The organism is Brevundimonas pondensis (assembly GCF_017487345.1).
GTDB lineage: Bacteria > Pseudomonadota > Alphaproteobacteria > Caulobacterales > Caulobacteraceae > Brevundimonas > Brevundimonas pondensis.
Window position 1 is genome coordinate 1,618,104 of the sequence record NZ_CP062006.1, and the last position, 18,592, is coordinate 1,636,695.

16 protein-coding genes are annotated in these 18,592 nt (G+C 65.7%); 11 read left to right on the top strand and 5 right to left on the bottom strand.

What is annotated here, in order from left to right:
* Positions 1-25: 25 nt before the first annotated feature.
* Positions 26-2,302, bottom strand: coding sequence for a spermidine synthase (locus IFE19_RS08075; RefSeq protein WP_207827094.1), 2,277 nt, complete (start codon positions 2,300-2,302; stop codon positions 26-28).
* 85 nt (positions 2,303-2,387) lie between these two features.
* Here IFE19_RS08075 and IFE19_RS08080 point away from each other — a divergent pair, with 85 nt between their 5' ends.
* Positions 2,388-2,882 (top strand): CinA family protein, encoded by a 495-nt coding sequence (locus IFE19_RS08080; protein WP_207827095.1) that lies wholly within the window; start codon positions 2,388-2,390, stop codon positions 2,880-2,882.
* Entirely contained in the window at positions 2,879-3,121 is a 243-nt protein-coding gene (locus IFE19_RS08085; RefSeq protein ID WP_207827096.1) for a sulfurtransferase TusA family protein, read from the top strand. The genes IFE19_RS08080 and IFE19_RS08085 overlap by 4 nt, the downstream gene beginning before the upstream one ends.
* On the opposite strand, the gene IFE19_RS08090 is transcribed toward IFE19_RS08085, so the two are convergent.
* A complete protein-coding gene (locus IFE19_RS08090; protein ID WP_207827476.1) occupies positions 3,087-3,917 on the bottom strand; it encodes a YihY/virulence factor BrkB family protein in 831 nt (276 codons plus the stop codon). The two genes, IFE19_RS08085 and IFE19_RS08090, sit on opposite strands and share 35 nt — an antisense overlap.
* A gap of 282 nt (positions 3,918-4,199) precedes the next feature.
* Here IFE19_RS08090 and IFE19_RS08095 point away from each other — a divergent pair, with 282 nt between their 5' ends.
* Complete coding sequence (locus IFE19_RS08095; protein WP_207827098.1) at positions 4,200-5,504, top strand: diguanylate cyclase domain-containing protein; 1,305 nt, start codon at positions 4,200-4,202, stop codon at positions 5,502-5,504.
* Here the strand turns inward: IFE19_RS08095 and IFE19_RS08100 are convergent.
* Entirely contained in the window at positions 5,501-6,637 is a 1,137-nt protein-coding gene (locus IFE19_RS08100; RefSeq protein ID WP_207827100.1) for a bifunctional 2-C-methyl-D-erythritol 4-phosphate cytidylyltransferase/2-C-methyl-D-erythritol 2,4-cyclodiphosphate synthase, read from the bottom strand. The two genes, IFE19_RS08095 and IFE19_RS08100, sit on opposite strands and share 4 nt — an antisense overlap.
* Positions 6,638-6,701: 64 nt before the next feature.
* Here IFE19_RS08100 and dusB point away from each other — a divergent pair, with 64 nt between their 5' ends.
* The 8 genes from dusB to IFE19_RS08140 all read left to right on the top strand — a co-directional run bounded on the left by dusB (position 6,702) and on the right by IFE19_RS08140 (position 16,379).
* The gene (gene dusB / locus IFE19_RS08105; RefSeq protein ID WP_207827102.1) at positions 6,702-7,754 is read left to right on the top strand and encodes a tRNA dihydrouridine synthase DusB; all 1,053 of its coding nucleotides are present in this window, start codon (positions 6,702-6,704) and stop codon (positions 7,752-7,754) included.
* On the top strand, positions 7,754-10,006 hold the full coding sequence (locus IFE19_RS08110) for a sensor histidine kinase NtrY-like (protein ID WP_207827103.1): 2,253 nt from the start codon (positions 7,754-7,756) through the stop codon (positions 10,004-10,006). The genes dusB and IFE19_RS08110 overlap by 1 nt, the downstream gene beginning before the upstream one ends.
* 10 nt (positions 10,007-10,016) lie before the next feature.
* Positions 10,017-11,426 carry a nitrogen assimilation response regulator NtrX gene (gene ntrX / locus IFE19_RS08115; protein WP_207827105.1) on the top strand — a complete coding sequence of 470 codons (1,410 nt, stop codon included), beginning with the start codon at positions 10,017-10,019 and terminating at the stop codon, positions 11,424-11,426.
* Positions 11,426-12,286, top strand: coding sequence for a D-amino-acid transaminase (locus IFE19_RS08120; protein WP_207827107.1), 861 nt, complete (start codon positions 11,426-11,428; stop codon positions 12,284-12,286). The genes ntrX and IFE19_RS08120 overlap by 1 nt, the downstream gene beginning before the upstream one ends.
* A gap of 7 nt (positions 12,287-12,293) precedes the next feature.
* A complete protein-coding gene (locus IFE19_RS08125) occupies positions 12,294-13,058 on the top strand; it encodes a class I SAM-dependent methyltransferase (RefSeq protein WP_207827109.1) in 765 nt (254 codons plus the stop codon).
* A gap of 128 nt (positions 13,059-13,186) precedes the next feature.
* A complete protein-coding gene (gene hfq / locus IFE19_RS08130) occupies positions 13,187-13,432 on the top strand; it encodes an RNA chaperone Hfq (RefSeq protein ID WP_105563529.1) in 246 nt (81 codons plus the stop codon).
* Positions 13,433-14,746: a GTPase HflX gene (gene hflX, locus IFE19_RS08135; RefSeq protein WP_207827111.1), complete on the top strand. Its 1,314-nt coding sequence runs from the start codon at positions 13,433-13,435 to the stop codon at positions 14,744-14,746. It begins immediately after the preceding gene.
* A gap of 4 nt (positions 14,747-14,750) precedes the next feature.
* Positions 14,751-16,379, top strand: a complete 1,629-nt coding sequence (locus tag IFE19_RS08140) for a Na+/H+ antiporter (RefSeq protein WP_207827113.1) — start codon at positions 14,751-14,753, stop codon at positions 16,377-16,379.
* Here the strand turns inward: IFE19_RS08140 and mazG are convergent.
* Both mazG and IFE19_RS08150 read right to left on the bottom strand, forming a co-directional pair.
* Positions 16,370-17,164, bottom strand: a complete 795-nt coding sequence (mazG, locus tag IFE19_RS08145; RefSeq protein ID WP_207827115.1) for a nucleoside triphosphate pyrophosphohydrolase — start codon at positions 17,162-17,164, stop codon at positions 16,370-16,372. The genes IFE19_RS08140 and mazG overlap by 10 nt on opposite strands.
* Entirely contained in the window at positions 17,165-18,529 is a 1,365-nt protein-coding gene (locus tag IFE19_RS08150) for an MFS transporter (protein ID WP_207827117.1), read from the bottom strand. It abuts the gene before it with no gap.
* Between the last annotated feature and the right edge of the window lie 63 nt (positions 18,530-18,592).

Here is an 18,592-nt window from a genome sequence, read left to right on the forward strand (position 1 = left end):
TGATCCGGCGTCTGCAGATCAGGCTCTAGCCGTGGCCCTTCATCTGCCGGATCAGGGCGCCGAACAGGTTGACGTAGTCGTCGGTCCAGGGCCGTACCCCGGTCGGGGCCAGCTTGCGCCAGCGGCCGTCGCCCTTGAAGTCGGCGAGCCCCTCGGCGGTCGGTGAAATGGCCAGGGCTTCGGTCGAGGCCTCGGACATCTCGGGGGCATTGGGCTGCTCGATATAGATCTGATGCAGGTCGGCGGCGCCCAACTGGCGTGCGGCGGCGACGGCCGGCATGGTGATCTCGAGGTTGCGGTTGGACAGGTGCAGAACCACGACGCCGTTGGGCTTCAGGAGGTTCAGATAGCCCTCAATGGCCTCGACCGTCAGCAGATGCGTCGGCACAGCGTCGGACGAGAAGGCGTCGATGACCAACAGGTCGTATGTGCCTGGCGCTTCCTTGGCCATGGTCAGTCGCGCGTCGCCCAGAACGGTGCGGATCGGGCCGTCGGCGCAGTGCGAGATATAGGTGAACCAGGACGGATCGCGCGACACGCGGTCCACCATGGGGTCGATCTCGAAGAAGGTCATTTCGTCTTCGGCGCGCTTGTAGGCGGCCATGGCGCCGGAGCCTTGGCCCACGATGCCGATCTTGGCCGCCGGCGTGCGGGCCTGAATGCGCTGCGCCGCCTGACCCAAGGGCGTGGCGGTGGCGTAGTACATGGTCGGGCTGCAGGCGAATCCGGGGGCGCGGGCCTGTGCGCCGTGCAGGGTCGTGCCATGCATCAGGACATGCACATCGCCGCCCATGCCGTCGTCGCGCGTCACCGCCACGCGCATCACGCCGAAGAAGCTGCGCTCGGACAGGCTCCAGTCATAACCGCGCCCGACGTGATGGGCGGACAGGGTGATGACAGCGATGATGATGGTGAACAGAACCGCGCGATCACGCACCAGGAAGGCGCAGATCGCCGCGCCACCGAGTATGACCTGCACCATTTGCAACCTCGCCTGGTCGCTTAGCAAGGCACGGAAGTCGGGATTATAGCGCATGAACTCCAGGATAATCGGCGGTGCAGCGGCAATGCCGATGCCGAGCAGAAGAATGAGTATGTCCTGACGTGACAGCGGACCTTCGCCCCACGGGCGGGCCAGGCCGACAAGGACCATAACCAGCGGATATTCCCACACGACGTTGAAGATTGTCGGGGCGATCAGGGCGTTGAACGCTCCGCCGACCACGCCGCCCAGAGACAGCAGGAGGTAGAACTCGGTCAGTCGGTCTGGCGCGGGTCGTCGTGCGGCCAACCGCTGGTGACACATCAGGGCGGTGAAGAAGAAGGCGGCCAGATGTGCCAGCAACAGCAGCAGCCACTGGCCCGTATTCATACCCACCAGACTGACCACGACAGCGCCGAGCGCGGCCTGCAGCACGAGCGTCGTCGGCAAGCTGATCCACGGCTTCGCCTGGAAGGCGATGACGAAGGTCAGCAGATAAAGGGCCAGAGGCGCAACCCAGAGGAAGGGGGCCGAGGCCACGTCGGTCGAGAGGTGAGCGGTGACGCCCAGCATGAGGCTGGATGGGGCGGCGGCCAGAAGAACCAGTATGCACTTCTCGCGCCAGGGGATGGGCGCGCTGACAGCCAGGGGCGCGGGCTCGGCAGTATCCCGAACGCGTCGTCGCCAGACTGCGGCGGCCAGCACGATCACCAGGATGACGAACAGGCCATAGCCTCCGGTCCATGTCGATCTTTGGCCTGACAGGGACATCAGGGGTTCGATCAGGGCCGGGTAGGCCAGCAGAGCCAGGAAGCTGCCGAGATTGGAGGCGGCGTAGAGGACATAGGGGTTCTGGCCATCGGCATGGCCCGCGCGAACCCGCGCATACCAGGCCTGCAGCAGGGGTGCGGTCGCCGACAGGACGGCGAACGGCGCACCGACCGACAAGGCCAGCGTGGCCAGTAGCCAGGCGGTAGGCGCGGCGGGGTTCGGCTCGCCCAGCAGGCCGCTGATCTGCAACGGCAGGAACAGGGCCGCCGCCAGCAGCAGGGTCAGATGAATGGCGGCCTGCCACTTCAGGGATCGCACCCTTTGCAGCAGGTGGGCGTAGCCATAGCCGACCAGAAGCGCCGTCTGGAAGAAGACCATCGAGGTGTTCCACACCGACGGTGATCCTCCCAGCATGGGCAAGACCAGTTTCGTCACCATGGGCTGGATGACAAAAACCAGCGACGCCGACGTGAATATGGCGACGGCGAACAGCGCGGGTGTTATCGCGTCGACCTTGCGAAAGGCCGTCGTCATGGTGGAATCGGTCATTCGCGATCCGCTGGCATCGGCGCGGTCGAAAGGACCACCCCTTGTTCAACGGGTTTAGCCCGACTCGCAGACGGAGCGCATAGTCATGTTCCCTGAGGATATTCAGGCTGCTGCCGAAAATGTGGTCCAGGCGGCGATCAAGGCGGGCGTTCTGATCGCCACGGCGGAAAGTTGCACCGGCGGTCTGGTGTTCGGGGCGCTGACGGCGGTCGCTGGTTCGTCGGCGGCGCTGGACCGGGGCTTCATCACCTACAGCAATGAGGCCAAGGCCGAACTGCTGGGCGTGTCCGAGGGGCTGTTGACCCAGTTCGGAGCGGTGTCGGAACCCGTGGCGCGGGCGATGGCGCTTGGGGCGGTTGATCGTTCTCGGGCCGCTGCATCGGTGTCCATCACAGGGGTAGCGGGTCCAGGCGGCGGTTCATTGGAAAAGCCTGTCGGCTTGGTGCATTTCGCCGCCGTTGGACCCAGGGGCGGCGTTGTTCACGTGGAGCGTCAGTTCGGCGAGATCGGGCGCGAGGCGGTGAGGCTGGAAAGTGTTCGCGTGGCCCTGGCCCTGTTGATGGACGCGGTGAGCGCATGACGGCGCCTGTCCTGGTCGATGCGCGAGGGCACCGCTGCCCGGTGCCCAGTCTGAGGCTGCGCAAGGCGATGGCGGGGCAGGCTCCGGGTGTGCGCCTGATCCTGCTCGCCACGGATCCGATGGCGCGGATCGACGTACCCTATCTGATGGGGGATCTGGGCGGGACTGTATGCGAGATCGAGGAGCTGGACGGAATCCTGCGCATTACTGTCGAGATTGGCGCCGTTCCGAGAGGTTGACGACTGACGCGCCGGTTTCGACCTCGGGTTCCTCAGGTTTCCAGGCGATTTCCAGTTCCGTGGCGAAAGCGCCGCCATAGAAGATGGCGTTGACGTTCCACGACAGCCAGATCAGCAGGACCACCACTGCGCCGACCGAGCCATAGGTGGCCCCGAGTTGGGCGATCTGTTCGACATAGATGGCGCACAGCCACGAGAAGAAGGTGGACATGACGGTGGCGATCAGTCCGCCCACAATGGCCGGCTTCCATGCAACCCGCGTCGCATGGGACATGGCGTAGCGATAGAGCATGGCCAGCCCGAGCCATAGTCCCAGAGCTGGCCACAGCCCGTCCAGCGGCAGGACCAGCAGACCGACCGGGTCTTCGGCGTGGGCGTGTTCCATCAGTCGCGAGGTCACGACCGCGCCTGACACCACGGTGAACAGGACGAAGGCGGCCAGGGCGACGAGGAAGGCGAGCATGTTGAACTTGAAGAAGCCGTGCGGCTCCGTCTCGTCGTGAATCAGGTTCAGCCCGGCTAGCAAGGCCTTGAAACCGCGATGCGCGGCATAGGCGCCGATGATCAGGGCCAGGGCGCTCTGGGCCGAGACCGTGCGCGCCGAGGCGTTCGCCAGGCGGTTGATCTCGTTCAGGAAGATGGACCGCGCGGCGTGAGGAACGACATCGGCCAGGGCCGCAGCCTGTTCACTGACCTGTCCGATGGAAAGGACGACCTTATAGAAGCCGATCAGGATGGCGATGGCGGGAAAGACGGCCAGAAGGGCGAAGAAGGAGACGCCGCCCGTATAGAGCATAACGTCGCGTCCCCAACTGCGGGTGAACGCGCGAACCGCCAGCTTGCCCCAGAACAGGGGCAGGGCCGTCAAACGGGTTTCCTGGTTCAAGCCTTCGCCTCGGCAGTCTTCAAAGCGACCGATTAACCTCATTCGCCCTAAGGGGAAACCCCGGAGCTCGGGTTGAATTTGTAACGCTGGCGATACGCGCCCCATTGCTAGAGCAGCGAGGTGGTCGGTATCATCGAAGCGGCTTGGAACATCGGCGTCGGGGGCGAACCGACCAGGCCTAGGAGAGACTGATTGGATCCCGATCCGCGCGTACTGGTCGTCGCTGTTGATGACGTCCTGGTCGGCCCTCTGTGCGAGGGACTGGACCAGTTGGGGTGGCCCACGATCACGGCGCGGACGGCGGACGCCGCCGTCCTGGCGCTGAAGGATACCGCGGTCGTCGCTGCTGTAGTGGCGCTACGCGGGCTGGAAGGGCAGGCGACGGTCGCCCGGCTACGGGACGCCGCAGCGCCGCGTTACCTGCCAATCCTGATGATCGGAGGCGACGCTGTCGAGGGCGGCGATGTCGACCTGATGATGTCGTCACCCCCACACCCGGCCCAGGCCGCCCTGCGGCTGGAGCAGTTGACCCGGGCCGGGATCGCCGAGGAGGAATTCCGCCTGAGACAGGCGACTTTCGCCGCTCATGGCGTTTCGCTGCAAGCGCCCGATGTGGGGGAAACACCCCTGCAAATTTTGACGGCGGGCGCGGCCGATCGTCGTTTCCTGGCCATGGCCAACGCTCTCGCGGCGGCGGGCGCCGAGGTCGTCGCAGCACCCACGCCCTACACGGCGTTCGACTATCTGCATGAGCGAGCCTTTGACGCCGCCGTGCTGTGGGGGGGGCAGGATCATGCGCCCGCTCTGTCGATTGCATCGGGCATGAAACGGAACACCCGTCTCTATCATATTCCACTGATCCTCTACCTGCGAGGCGCGGCCGGGGTCGAACTGGCCGACCTGTTCCGCCGCGGCTTCGCCGACGTTGCAGCGGCCGAAACGCCTGAGGATGAAACCGCTGAACGAGTGCTGGCTCTGGCGCGCAACCATCGTCGACGGCAGGCCATTCGCCGGGCGCTGGATTCGGTGCGCGGGTCGGATCTTATGGATGCCGCGACCGGACTGTTCACGCGCGATCTGTTCGCCTCGCATCTGGCGCGCGTGGCCGAGGGCGCACGGCTGCGCAACCGGGCGCTGTCAGTCTGCGTCCTGCGGGTGGCCGAACGCGAACAGGTCATCCAGGCTCGTAGCGGCGGCTGGCTGGATCGCGCCATGCCTCAGATCGGCGCTATGGTGTCGCGTCTGGTGCGGGTCGAAGACACGGCGGCGCGTCTGGGGCCGGAATTGTTCGCTCTGGTGTTGCCTGCGACGGGAGCAGCGGCCGCGCGGATGGCGGCGGAGCGAATTTCGGCGGTTATCGCCTGCACCGCATTCGACGCCGGCAAGGACCGCTCGCCCTTCGTAGTTGAGTTCGATGTCGGCGTGGCCGAGATGCAGGATGGTGAAACGCCCGCCGCTGTTCTGGAGCGGGCGTCCGCCAATCTCATCAAGGTTTAGGCGGGCAGTTCCACCGAAGCCACCGCCTGGGCAGCCAGGCCTTCGCCGCGGCCGGTGAAACCCAGGGCCTCGGTCGTGGTCGCCTTGACGCTGACGGCGTCGAGCGGAAGGTTCAGCAGTTCGGCCAGGCGTTCGCGCATGGCCAGCCGATGCGGCTTTACCTTGGGCTGCTCGCAGATCAGCGTGACGTCGACATTGACGATCCGTCCGCCACGCGCAGTTACGCGCTCTGCCGCATGGGCCAGGAAGCGGTCGGAAGAGGCGCCCTTCCATTTCGGATCACTGGGCGGGAAGTGGTCGCCGATATCGCCCTCGGCGATGGCCCCCAGGATGGCGTCGGTCAGGGCGTGCAAACCCGCGTCGGCATCCGAGTGGCCGATCAGGGTCTGGTCGTGCGGGATCTCGACGCCGCATAGCCAGACCGAGGTTCCTGGTCCCCAGCGATGAACGTCATAACCCTGGCCGATGCGGAGAGTCTTGGGCAGCAGGGCCTCGGCCATGGCGAAATCCTCAGGATAGGTCAGTTTCATCAAACGGGCGTCGCCTTCGACCAGGCGCACACGACCGCCGACGCGTTCGACAACGGCGGCTTCGTCGGTAGGGGCGTCGGTATCGCGCCAGGCGGCGTAGGCGTCACGGATGGTGTTCAGGCGGAAAGCTTGCGGCGTCTGGGCGCGCCATAAGCCTTCGCGGTCGATACTACCCACCACCAGGTCATCCGCGCCGCGACGCAGGCTGTCGGCCACGGGCAGGCCGGGCACGGCGCCGTCGGCGTCACTCAAGGCGTCGAGCAGGCGGTTGACTACGGATGCGCTCAGGAAGGGGCGCGCTGCGTCGTGGATCAGAACCGGCGCATCGTCGGCGACGTCAAGCGCGGCGAGGCCGGCTTGAACCGAGGCGGCGCGTGTGGCGCCGCCGGCGACCGTTCGCCATCCCGCCAGACCGGCCAGGGCCTCGGCGGCGCGTGGTTCGGCGCCGGGCGTGACCACGACGACGACCGAATCGGCGCCCGCCTTCAGCAGAGCCTCGACCGACCAGCGCACTACGGGCCGGCCGCCGACGACCCGCCACTGCTTGTCGCCACCGGCCCTGGAGCCCGAACCGGCCGCTACTACGATTGCTGAGAATGCCATGTCGGCCTTCTAAGCGCCCCAGTTCCGCTTGACGAGAGGCTGAACAGTCGGCGGTAAGGGCGGCATGAACGCAGGATTGCAAATTGGAGACGTGCGGATCGCCGGACGGGTGCTGATGGCCCCGATGACCGGGATCACCGACCTGCCGTTCCGCGTGCTCGCCTCAAGGCTGGGCGCGGCCTATGTGGCGACCGAGATGGTCGCCTCCGCTGAATTGGCGCGCGGACGGCCTGACGTGGTGCGTCGCGCCGCCGTGGGCGGGGGGTTGCCTTTGACCGTGATCCAGTTGGTCGGCGGCGATCCGGAAGTCATGGCCGAGGGCGCGCGCATGGCCGAGAAGGCCGGGGCGGACATCATCGACCTGAATTTCGGCTGTCCGGCGAAAGAGGTGACCGGCGCAGCCTGTGGTTCGGCCCTCATGCGAACGCCGGAACGAGCAACGGCCATCATGGCGGCGGTTGTCGCAGCGGTCAGCCGACCGGTCACGGTCAAGATGCGCCTGGGTTGGGACGAGAACAGTCACAACGCCGCTGAACTGGCGAGGCGGGCGGCGGACCTTGGCGTGGCGGCGGTCACCGTGCACGGCCGCACCCGCAAACAGTTCTACACCGGCATCGCCGACTGGGGAGCCGTGGCTGAGGTCAAGCAGGCGGTGTCTATTCCGGTCATCGTCAATGGCGATATCATCACGGCGGAACAGGCTAGAGAGGCCCTGACCCTGTCCGGGGCCGATGGTCTGATGCTGGGGCGCGGGGTCTATGGCCGCCCGTGGCTAGCGGCCCATCTGGAACAGGCGCTGGCCGACGGGACGCGATTGCAGGAGCCTGGTCGCGAAGAGCGACTGGCTATTGTCATCGAGCATCTGCGCGGGTCGGTCGCCTTCTATGGCCTGCCTCTGGGTCTCAAGATGTTCCGCAAGCATCTGGGCTGGTATATTGAGCAGGCGCCGTGGCCCGATGATCCTCTGGAGCGTCGCGCCGCCAAGGCGCGGCTTTGCCGGCTGGAGACGCCGCTGGAAGTCGAGCAGGCGCTTTCCGCGCTTTGGCGACCTGCGGTGGATCAATTCAGCAACTCTGGTGTTGAAAACCTGCCACAGCTGGTTGAAGCTGCGAGGTGATGACGGAACTCCCCGCGGCGCAGACTGAAGGCCAGAGCCCCGAGCGTTCGCTCTGGGGGCGTCTTTCCGGCAGCCGTGTTCGGGCTCTTTTCGGCACGGCCTACGCCGTTGCCTTCCTGACTACGGCGGCGGCCATCTGGTTGGTGGCTATTGCGCCGGGTGCGACAACGGGCGGAGATGCGCGTACTGCGGCCAGCCGGGCGGTTCTCTTCATCCTTCTGGCCAATCTGGTGCTTATCGGGGGGCTCGCGGCGGTCATCGGCATGCGGGTCTTGCGTCTGACGCGGAACCGGAACGATCCCGGCGCGCGGCTGCATCTGCGCTTCGTCACCTTGTTCTCGTTGGTTGCGGTCGTCCCGGCTGTTCTGATCGCCCTGGTGTTCGGGGTCTTGGTCAACCGCGGCGTGGATCAGTGGTTCAGCACCAATGTCCGCTCGGCGGTCGAGAACGGCGCCGAGATCGGGAGGGCCTACGTCGCCGATGTCGGCGCAGGGCTGGAAGTCGACCTTGAGACCATGTCGACTGAACTGGGCGGCGTGCGTTCCCTGTTCGACAATCGCATCCAGTTCTCGCGCGCCCTGGCGCAGATCGGTGAGTTCTTCGGCTATCCGGCTCTCTACATTTTGAATGACGACGGCGAGGTGCTGGCCAGCGGCGAGCAGCCTGGAGCGCCTCCTTACGTCGCGCCGCCACGCGAGGCCTTCGAGACGGTGGCCGCCGGTGAGGTCGCGCCGACGACGGTTACCGAGAATCCCGACATGGTGCGGGCGCTCTACCCGCTGCCCGACTACGGCCACGCCTACCTCTATGTCGTACGGCCTCTGGCGCCCGGCCTTATCCAACGGATGCGCAACGGCGAGGAATCCATCGCCGCCTATCGGGCCGCCGAGGAAAGCCGGGCGCGAATTCAGACCGCCTTCGCTCTCAGCTATCTGGAGACGGCGCTGCTGGTGCTTGTGGGCGCTGTGTGGCTGGCTATGTCGGCCGCGAGTTCAATCTCGGCGCCCATCGGCCGTCTGGTAAAGGCGGCGGATCAGGTATCTGGCGGCGATTTGAGTGCGCGGGTTGATAACGCAGGTGCGCCATCCGACCTGGTTGTCCTGTCCGAGGCCTTTAATCGCATGACGGGGGATATCATGACCCAACAGGCGGCGCTAAAGGCCGCCAGCGACGACGCTCAGGGACGTAGCCGGTTCATCGAGACCGTTCTGTCAGGCGTCAGCGCGGGGGTCATTGGTCTGGACCGGTTGGGGCGTATCTCGGCCATCAACGACAGCGCCAGTCAGTTGCTGGCGATCAGCGAGGCGGATGTCCAGGGTCGCCTGCTGGCCGAGGTCGCGCCGGAGTTGGCTGAACTGTCCGAGCGCGCCGAGGCCCACATCGAGGAAGATATCGACGTCAGTCGCGATGGCGAGACACGCCGCCTGCGGGTCCGTATCGAAGGCGGACAGGGCGGTGAGATGGTGCTGACCTTCGACGACATCACCCGCCTTGTGACGGCGCAACGAAACGCCGCCTGGCGTGATGTGGCTCGCCGTATCGCCCATGAGATCAAGAACCCGCTGACACCGATCCAGCTGTCGGCGGAACGCTTGCGCCGCAAGTATCGCTCGCAGGTCGGCGACGACGTCGAGGTCTTTGACCGCTGCACCGAGACCATCATCCGTCAGGTTGGCGATATCGGGCGGATGGTGGATGAGTTTTCCTCCTTCGCCCGCATGCCCGCGCCACGCTTTACTCGTGAGAACCCGGCTGAAATGTTGCGCGAAGCGGTCTTCGCCCAGCGTGTTGCAGCGGCGGACATCGGCGTCGAATTGGTCGAGCCCCTACCGGACGTGGTCCTGCAATGCGACGGTCGCATGGTGGGACAGGCCCTTGCCAATATTCTGAAAAACGCGGGCGAGGCTGTCAGCGCCAGGCGAGCACGGGAGCCAGTCCCGGCGGGCGCGAACGGCATCATCGCCCGGCTGACTGTCGAGGGGGGCGTCGCCACCTTCGCCATAGAAGACGACGGGGTCGGCCTGCCGGCCAAGGATCGCGATCGCCTGGCCGAGCCCTATGTGACGACGCGCGAGAAGGGCACGGGCCTGGGCCTGGCCATCGTCAAACGCATCTGTGAAGACCATGGCGGCGAGCTCAAGCTGGCGGATGCCGAAACCCTGTCGGGCGCCCGCGTGTGCCTGACCTTCCCCCTGACCCAAGACAGCAAGGCTGCTCACCGTGCCCCCGGCGCGGCGCGAGCGGCGGAGTAAGAGAGGCGTCATGCGAAACACCGGTGCCGATATTCTGGTCGTGGACGACGAAGCGGACATCCGCGAGCTGGTCTCCGGCCTGCTGGAGGACGAGGGCCACTCGGTCCGCGTGGCCGCCAATTCGGACGAGGCCCTGGCGGCGATCCGGGCGCGCAAGCCCTCGTTGGCCGTGCTGGATATCTGGATGCAGGGCGGCGGTCTGGACGGGCTGGAACTGCTGGACGTGGTCAAGGGGCTGGATGAGGATCTGCCGGTCGTCATGATCTCGGGGCACGGCAATATCGAAACCGCCGTCAGCGCTTTGAAACGCGGCGCCTATGACTTCATCGAGAAGCCCTTCAAATCGGATCGCCTGGTGGTTGTGGTCGAGCGCGCGCTGGAAGCCGCCGCGTTGAAGCGGGAAAATCGCCGTCTGCGCGCCCAGACCATGGCGCCATCCGGTCTGATTGGAAAATCGGCGGCGGCCCAGCTGCTGCGCGGCACCATAGCCAAGGTGGCGCCGGCCAACAGCCGCGTCCTGATCTCGGGGCCTCCGGGCTCCGGCAAGGAATTGGTCGCCCGCCAGATTCATGACGCCAGCCCTCGCTCCAAGGCCGAGTTTGTCGCGATCTCGGCCGCAGGCATGACGCCGGAGCGTTTGGACGTCGAACTGTTCGGCGAAGAGGGGGGGGACGGTCGTCCGCGCAAGATCGGCGTGTTCGAGCGCGCCCATAACGGCACCCTCTACCTGGACGATGTGGGCGATATGCCGCGGGAAAGTCAGAGCCGTATCCTGCGTGTTCTGGTCGAGCAGCGTTTTCGCCGGGTTGGCGGTGAACAGGACGTTCAGGTGGATGTCCGAGTCGTCACCTCGACCGCCCGCGACCTGAAGGTGGAGATCGCCGAAGGACGGTTCCGTGAGGACCTGTTCCATCGCCTGAACGTTGTGCCGATCCGCGTCCCGCCGCTGTCCGAGCGCCGCGAGGACATTGGGGAGTTGATCGACTATTTCGTGGAGAGCCTGGCGGTTTCGCAGGGCTTGCCGCGGCGCCGGGTCGCTGACGACGCCCTTGCCGTGCTTCAGGTGCATCCCTGGCCGGGAAACGTGCGTCAGCTTCGGAACAACGTCGAGCGTCTGCTTATTCTGGCGATCGGCGATCCCGAGGAACCGATTACGGCTGACATGCTGCCGCAGGAAGTGGCGTCCAACGGGTCATCGGCCTCACTGGGCGCTGATCGGATCATCGCCCTGCCTTTGCGAGAGGCGCGCGAAGTGTTCGAGCGGGAGTATCTGGCCGCGCAAATCATGCGTTTCGGCGGAAATATCTCGCGCACGGCCGCCTTCATCGGCATGGAAAGATCCGCACTGCACCGCAAACTGAAGTCGCTGGGCGTTTCGCCCGCCCGCGGCGGCGAAGACGAAGAAGGAGAGGGCGCCTGATGTCCAGGATCGCCTACGTCAACGGAACCTATCAGCCGCACAACGGCGCCACGGTTCACATCGAGGATCGCGGCTTCCAGTTCGCTGACGGGGTCTATGAAGTGTGGTCGGTGTTCGACGGCAGGTTGGCCGACTTTGAAGGCCATATGACCCGTCTGGCCCGCAGCCTGACAGAGCTTCGCATCCCGATTCCGATGACGGCCCAGGCCCTCGAGCGCGTGCTCAAGGAAACCATCCGTCGCAATCGCGTTCGCAATGGTATCGTCTATCTGCAGGTCACGCGCGGCACCTCGCCGCGCGACCACGCCTTCCCGAAAGACACCCCGCCCAGCGTCATCGTGACGTCGAAGACCATTGACCTGGGCAAGGGCGAGGCCCTGGCCGCCAAGGGCGCGGCGGGCGTGACCATGCCCGACATCCGCTGGGGCCGTTGCGACATCAAGACCGTGGGTCTGCTCCCTAATGTCCTGGCCAAGCAAGCGGCGCGCGAGAAGGGCGCCTATGAGTGTCTGATGGTCGACGATATGGGTCTGGTAACGGAAGGCTCGTCCACCAACGCCTGGATCGTCGATGAGAACGGCAAGCTGCGGACCCGCGACACCCAGGCCAATATCTTGCGCGGCATAACCCGTACGGCGATCCTGAAGCTGGCCGAGGCGGAAGGCATCGAACTGGACGAACGCCCGTTCAGCGTGGACGAGGCTAAGCGCGCCAAGGAGGTCTTCGTCACCGCCGCCAGTTCTTTTGTCATGCCCATCGTGTCGTTGGACGGGTCGAAGATCGCAGACGGAAAGCCGGGCCCGGTCGCGACCCGTCTGCGTCAGGTCTATCTGGAGCAGGCAAGGCGCGACGCGGTCTGATATCCTGATGTTCAGACGCCTGTTTCAGCGTGACAGTTCCGTCGCTCCGCTCCGTGACACCGATGCGGACTGGGATCGGATCGCGCGGTCCGATCCCTATTACGGGGTGCTGACAGATCCCCGGTTCAGGACTGAAAACCTGACAAAGGAGGCTCTGGCCGAATTCTTCAAAAGCGGCGAGGGCGCTGTGAAGCAGGCCGCAAAGCGCCTGAAGAGCCGCCATGCGGATTTCGCCCCTGCCTCTGCGCTGGATTTCGGATGCGGCGTCGGACGTCTGACCCGCGCCCTGGCCGCCATGACCGGCGACGCCTATGGGGTGGACGTCGCCGAAGCCATGCTGGCCGAAGCACGCCAGCATGCTCCGACGAGCGCCGCCTTCGGGCGTGAGTTGCCGGAGCGAGCCTTCGACTGGATCGTGTCGTTGATCGTCTTTCAGCACATTCCGCCAGAGCGTGGCTATCGTTTGCTGGAAGCCCTTTTGCAGCGTCTGGCGCCAGGGGGCTTTGTGACCTTGCAGTTCGCGCTCTATCGCGATCCCGTGCATGCCGGGGCTCTAGGCGGGCGCATTGTGGTGGATGGCGGGACCGCCCGTGCGGTGAACGCCCCCGTTCTGCACGATTTGCCGAAGGGGGAGATGGTGATGTTCGACTATGATCTGACAGTGATCGTCGCCATCCTGGCGGCAGGCGGTGTGACAGATCTGGACCTGGTTCACACCAACCATGGCGGTTTCCACGGCGCCTTCCTATATGGCCGGCGTGCTGCATCGTAAGCGCATGCTTCCGCGGAAAGGCTGAGGGAAACCCATTGCGACCTTGAGCCGACGGCGGTTAAGGTCATCGCGCCTTCCCGGCCCGCGCCTCACGGCGACGAATAACCAAGAACAGGAAAAAACCTGCCATGTCGCAAGACAAACGCCAGAACCTTCAGGACACCTTCCTCAACAGCGTCCGCAAGACCAAAACCCCGCTGACCATCTTCCTGGTCAACGGCGTCAAGCTGCAGGGCATTGTGACCTGGTTCGACAACTTCTGTGTGCTGCTGCGTCGCGATGGCCAGTCGCAGCTCGTCTACAAGCACGCCATCTCGACCATCATGCCGTCCGCGCCCGTACAGATGTACGAGCCCGATGCCGAAGAAGACTGATTGACCTCCAAGCTCATCGACCACGCCGTTCCGCTGATCCGGGCGGTCGTCATCCACCCCGATCGCCGTTCGGATAGTCCACGACTGGCCTCTGAACGCCTTGAGGAAGCCGCGGGCCTGGCTCGGGCGCTGGACCTCGACGTGCGCGCCGAAGAGATCGTGCGCCTGCGCTCGACCACGCCCGCCACCTTGTTCGGAACCGGCAAGGTCGAGGAACTGGCCGCCCTGGTGCGCGCGGCCGATGCCGAGGCCGTGGTCATCGACGATGACTTGTCTCCGGTACAGCAGCGCAATCTGGAGAAGGCGTGGGAGGTGAAGGTCATCGACCGCACCGGCCTGATCCTCGAAATCTTCGGCCGTCGCGCGCGCACGAAAGAAGGCCGGCTGCAAGTCGAACTGGCGCGTCTGGACTATGAGCGCTCGCGCCTGGTCCGCACCTGGACCCACCTGGAGCGCCAACGCGGCGGCACCGGCTCGACCGGCGGTCCGGGGGAAACCCAGATCGAGCTGGACCGACGTCTGATCGCCGACCGGATCGTGCGCCTGAAGGCCGAACTGGAAGATGTGCGTCGCACGCGCGGCCTGCACCGCAAGGCGCGCAAGAAGGTCCCTTTCCCCTCGGTGGCCCTGGTCGGCTACACCAATGCGGGCAAGTCGACGCTGTTCAATCGGCTGACCGGGTCCGAGGTTTTCGCCAAGGACCTGCTGTTCGCCACCCTGGATACGACCCAGCGCACCATCCGCCTGCCGCAGGGGCGTCCGGCCATCATCGCCGACACCGTGGGATTTATCTCCGACCTGCCGCACGAACTGGTCGAGAGCTTCCGCGCCACTCTGGAAGAGGTGGGCGAGGCCGATCTGATCCTGCATGTCCGCGACATCGCATCGCCCGACAGCGACGCCCAGGCCGAGGACGTCGAGGCGGTGCTGGAGCAAATTCCCACGCCTGAGGGCAAGACCCGTCGGATTCTGGAAGTCTGGAACAAGACCGACCTTCTGGACGCCGATGTGCGAGAGGCCGTTCTGGGCCAGGCCGAGCGTCTGGCGCGCGAGGGCAAGGCGGTAGCCGTCTCGGCCTGGACGGGCGAGGGGGTTGAGGCCTTGCGCGAAGCCATCGCGGGTCTGATCGACGACGATCCCGAGACGCGTTTGACGCTTGAACCACATCAGGGCGAGGCCCTGGCCTGGCTGTATGAGAACGGCCGCGTGACCTTCCGCGATACGGACGAGCACGGTCGGACCCATCTGGTGGCGCGCCTGCACCCGGCGGCCCTGGGGCGGCTGGAGCGCCTCTACCCGGACATCATCGACTGAGCCCATGCACCTGATCGAGACCACTCTGTTCCTGTTGCTGGCCGTGGTGCTGTCAGGCTGGGTGGCGCGGATCACGCGGATCGCCTTGCCGCTGGTGCAGATCGCCCTGGGGGCGACGGTCGTTCTGATCACGGGTGAAGCGGTTGATCTGAAGCCCGACATCTTCTTCTTGCTGTTCCTGCCGCCCCTGCTGTTCGTGGACGGCTGGCGCATCCCCAAGGAGGCGCTGCGACGTGACCGGGCCGTTATCCTGGAATTGGCGCTGGGCCTGGTGGTCTTTACCGTTGTGGGGTTGGGCTTCCTGATTCACTGGATGATCCCGGCCATGCCCCTGGCGGTGGCTTTCGCCCTGGCGGCCATCCTGTCGCCGACTGATCCGATTGCGGTTTCGGCCATCGCCTCGCGTGCGCCTATTCCCAAGCGGTTGATGCATATCCTGGAGGGCGAGTCGCTGCTGAACGATGCGACGGGCCTGACCTGCATGCGGATCGCCGTCATTGCGGCCACGACCGGGGCCTTCTCGCTGACCAGCGCGGTGGGGACCTTCGCCTGGCTGGCGGTTGCTGGCGTGACGGTGGGCATTGCCGTCACCCTCGCGATCGGTCTGATCAAGGGCTGGATCAGTCGCCGCTGGGGCGAGGATGTCGGCGGACAGATCCTGATCAGTCTGTTGATGCCCTTCGCCGCCTATCTGGCGGCCGAAGCCATCCATGCCTCGGGTATTCTGGCCGCGGTGGCCGCCGGCGTGACCATGAGCTTCACCGAGCGTCAGGGCTCGGCCATGGCGGCCACGCGCATCCGTCGCGCCGTGGTCTGGGACACGGTCCAGTTCGTCGCCAACGGCCTGATCTTCGTCATCCTTGGTGAACAGATGCCGTCGATCATGGCTCGCGCGGCGGAAGTCATCCAGTCAACCCAACACAAGGAGATCTGGTGGCTGGCCGTCTATGTCTTCGCCATTGTGGGGGCGCTGGCGGCCTTGCGCTTCGTCTGGGTGTGGGCCTCGCTGAAGCTGACCCTGTTCCGCAAGCGCGGCAAGCATGCGCCGCCGAAGGTGGGTCTGCGACTGGTGGCCGTCATGTCTTTGGCGGGGGTGCGCGGCGCCATCACGCTGGCGGGCATCCTGACCCTGCCGTTCGTACTCGGTGACGGCACGCCCATGCCAGCACGCAATCTGGCTATCTTCCTGGCGGCGGGGGTAATCATCGTCTCTCTGGTGCTGGCCAGCGTGGCCCTGCCGCGCCTGCTGAAGGGCATCGAACTGCCGCCGGAGCCATCGCATCTGGAAGAGGAAGACCGCTCACGCGTCGCTGCCGCCTCCGCCGCCATGCGCGCGATCGAGGACACGCAGCACGCCATGGCCGAGGGCAAGAGCAACCCCGACCTCTATGCCGAGACGGCCGCGCGGCTGATGGAGCTGTACCGCCATCGTATCGAGACGCGCACCCATGTCGAGGGCGACGACGTGGTGTTGGCTCGTCAGTCCGACGAGATTGAACGCCACCTGCGCCTGGCTGGACTGGCGGCTGAACGCGCCGAACTGGTGCGACTGGGCCGGATGCGGTTGGTCGATGAGGAAACGGCGCGTAAGCTGATCCGCGAAGTTGATCTGCAGGAACTGCGCTACGTCTGAGCCTTCTCGGCCGCCTTGGCGGCGTTCCACAGGGCGTCCATCTCGGCCAGGTTCGACTGTTCCGGCGTGCGGCCGTCCTTGGCCAGTTCGCCCTCGATGAAGCCAAAGCGGCGAACGAACTTGGCGTTGGCGGCGCGCAGGGCGTCTTCGGGTTCGACCTCCAGCTTGCGGGCCAGGTTGGCGACGACGAACAGCAGGTCGCCCAGTTCCTCGCGCGCCTTTTCCTTGTCGCCGGCGGCGATCTCGACGCGCAGTTCCTCGACCTCCTCGGCCAGCTTGTCGAAGACTTCATCGGTCGAGGGCCAGTCGAAGCCGACGCGACCGGCGCGCCTTGTCAGCTTGGCGGCGCGGGTCAGGGCGGGCAAACCGACCGGCACGTCGTCCAGTACGCCGTGCTGTGCCTTGGCCTTGCGCTCGGCGGCCTTGATGTCCTCCCAGCGGGCCTTCTGAGCCGAACCGCTAGGCTTGGCGGCTTCCTCGCCAAAGACGTGGGGGTGACGGCGGACCAGCTTGTCGGCCATGGCTTCGGCCACGTCGTCAAAGGCGAAGTGCCCGGCTTCCTCGGCCATGCGGGCGTGGAAGACGACCTGGAACAGCAGGTCGCCCAGTTCGATCTTCAACTCCTCCATGTCCGCGCGCTCGATGGCGTCGGCGACCTCGTAGGCTTCCTCAATCGTATAGGGGGCGATGGTCGCGAAGGTCTGTTCGACGTCCCAGGGGCAACCGCCGTTCGGATCGCGCAGGCGAACCATGATCTCTTTCAGGCGGTCGACGGAGTGGGTCATTCAGGCGGTCCCGGCGTCGCGGGCCATCAGCGCCTCGCGGATTTCATCATGCCGCTTGGGCGTCAGGGGATAGCCCTTCAGCACCCAGGCGGCGCTCGCCAGTAGCAGGCCCGGCACGGCGATGAACAGGATCTGGAGCATCAGCAGGGAGAATTCACTGTTCCCGGCCGGACCTGGCAGCGCCTTGAACCCCACCCATTGCAGGATCAGGTAGGGGATCAGCGCCACCACGTGACCGATCTTGGTCGTGGCCGACAGGATGGAGAACATCAGACCGGTGCGGTCCACGCCGGTCTCCAGCCGGACCTCGTCGCCCGCGTCGGCCATCATGGCCCGCAGCAGGAAGAGGCCCGCGGCATAGGGTAGGCCGGCGATGAACATGACCACGGCGGTCAGGGCGAAGTTGCCGCCGGGTACCAGGGTGGCGGCGATATAGAGGACGGCGAAAATCAGGCTGGCGACGGCCAGAGCCTTGTCCTTGCCGATCTTCGTCGCCAGCCAGGCCCAGATCGGCGCCCCGACCAGACCCGCCACGAAATAGAAGAGCATGAACAGCGACGCCTGGGTGTGGTCGTAGCCCTTGATCTGGCCGAAGAAGAAGAACAGCAGCGAGCCGGTGATGCCCGGCGCCACGCCCAGCAGCAGGTCGGCGATCAGCAGCTTGCGCACCGTCTTCATTTTGAACAGGGCCAGATAGGCCCCAGGCCCGCCATGCGGCGCGGCGCCGACGTTGACGGGTTCCGGCACGGTGAGCATGGCCAGGCCGATGGTGACGGGCAGGGCGATCAGGATGGCCCAGCCCATGATCCGCACGCCGTCGGCGTAGTTCCCGATGCCCGTTTTGACCACCACGGTCGGCAGGATCAGGATCAGGATGACGCCGATGATATTGAACACCTGCCACCAGCCATAGACGCGACTGCGTTGGTCGTACTGCGGCGCAAGCACCGCCGCCCAGCCCAACTGGCCCAGGGTGCCGATCGAGAATCCGAGATAGAGAACCAGCAGCCAGGCGAACAGATAGGCGGGACCGGCGCCGGGCTGGACCAGAACGAACATCATCAGCGCCGACAGCATCAGGATTGGCGTCGAGAGCAGCATCCATGGGCGATAGCGGCCAAAGGCCGTCTTCGTCTTGTCCATCCCCCAGCCGATGAAGGGGTCGAAAACGATGTCGATCAGCCGCACGGCCATGAAGACGGCGGCCACCACGCCCAGCTCAAGGCCGACGTGGGTGGCGTAGAACTCGGGCAGGGTGACGGGCAGAGCCACCCCAAAGGCCGCCAGCGGCAGACAGGGCCCGGAAAAGGCGGCCAGAACGGCGTTGGAGCGGCGAGGGGCGTCGGCAGCGGCGACAGATGACATCGGGCGTCCAGGCATGGTCGGCCTGAGTCGGCCGCAGCTTCACCATGCCGGTTTTCTCCGAAC

Coding starts and splice junctions, on each gene's coding strand:
- IFE19_RS08110 (WP_207827103.1), top strand. CDS start 7,754: ATGACGGAACTCCCCGCGGCGCAGACTGAAGGCCAGAGCCCCGAGCGT.
- IFE19_RS08100 (WP_207827100.1), bottom strand. CDS start 6,637: ATGGCATTCTCAGCAATCGTAGTAGCGGCCGGTTCGGGCTCCAGGGCC.
- hfq (WP_105563529.1), top strand. CDS start 13,187: ATGTCGCAAGACAAACGCCAGAACCTTCAGGACACCTTCCTCAACAGC.
- ntrX (WP_207827105.1), top strand. CDS start 10,017: ATGCGAAACACCGGTGCCGATATTCTGGTCGTGGACGACGAAGCGGAC.
- IFE19_RS08075 (WP_207827094.1), bottom strand. CDS start 2,302: ATGACCGATTCCACCATGACGACGGCCTTTCGCAAGGTCGACGCGATA.
- IFE19_RS08140 (WP_207827113.1), top strand. CDS start 14,751: ATGCACCTGATCGAGACCACTCTGTTCCTGTTGCTGGCCGTGGTGCTG.
- IFE19_RS08125 (WP_207827109.1), top strand. CDS start 12,294: ATGTTCAGACGCCTGTTTCAGCGTGACAGTTCCGTCGCTCCGCTCCGT.
- dusB (WP_207827102.1), top strand. CDS start 6,702: ATGAACGCAGGATTGCAAATTGGAGACGTGCGGATCGCCGGACGGGTG.
- IFE19_RS08085 (WP_207827096.1), top strand. CDS start 2,879: ATGACGGCGCCTGTCCTGGTCGATGCGCGAGGGCACCGCTGCCCGGTG.
- mazG (WP_207827115.1), bottom strand. CDS start 17,164: ATGACCCACTCCGTCGACCGCCTGAAAGAGATCATGGTTCGCCTGCGC.
- IFE19_RS08090 (WP_207827476.1), bottom strand. CDS start 3,917: ATGCTCTATACGGGCGGCGTCTCCTTCTTCGCCCTTCTGGCCGTCTTT.
- IFE19_RS08120 (WP_207827107.1), top strand. CDS start 11,426: ATGTCCAGGATCGCCTACGTCAACGGAACCTATCAGCCGCACAACGGC.
- IFE19_RS08080 (WP_207827095.1), top strand. CDS start 2,388: ATGTTCCCTGAGGATATTCAGGCTGCTGCCGAAAATGTGGTCCAGGCG.
- IFE19_RS08150 (WP_207827117.1), bottom strand. CDS start 18,529: ATGTCATCTGTCGCCGCTGCCGACGCCCCTCGCCGCTCCAACGCCGTT.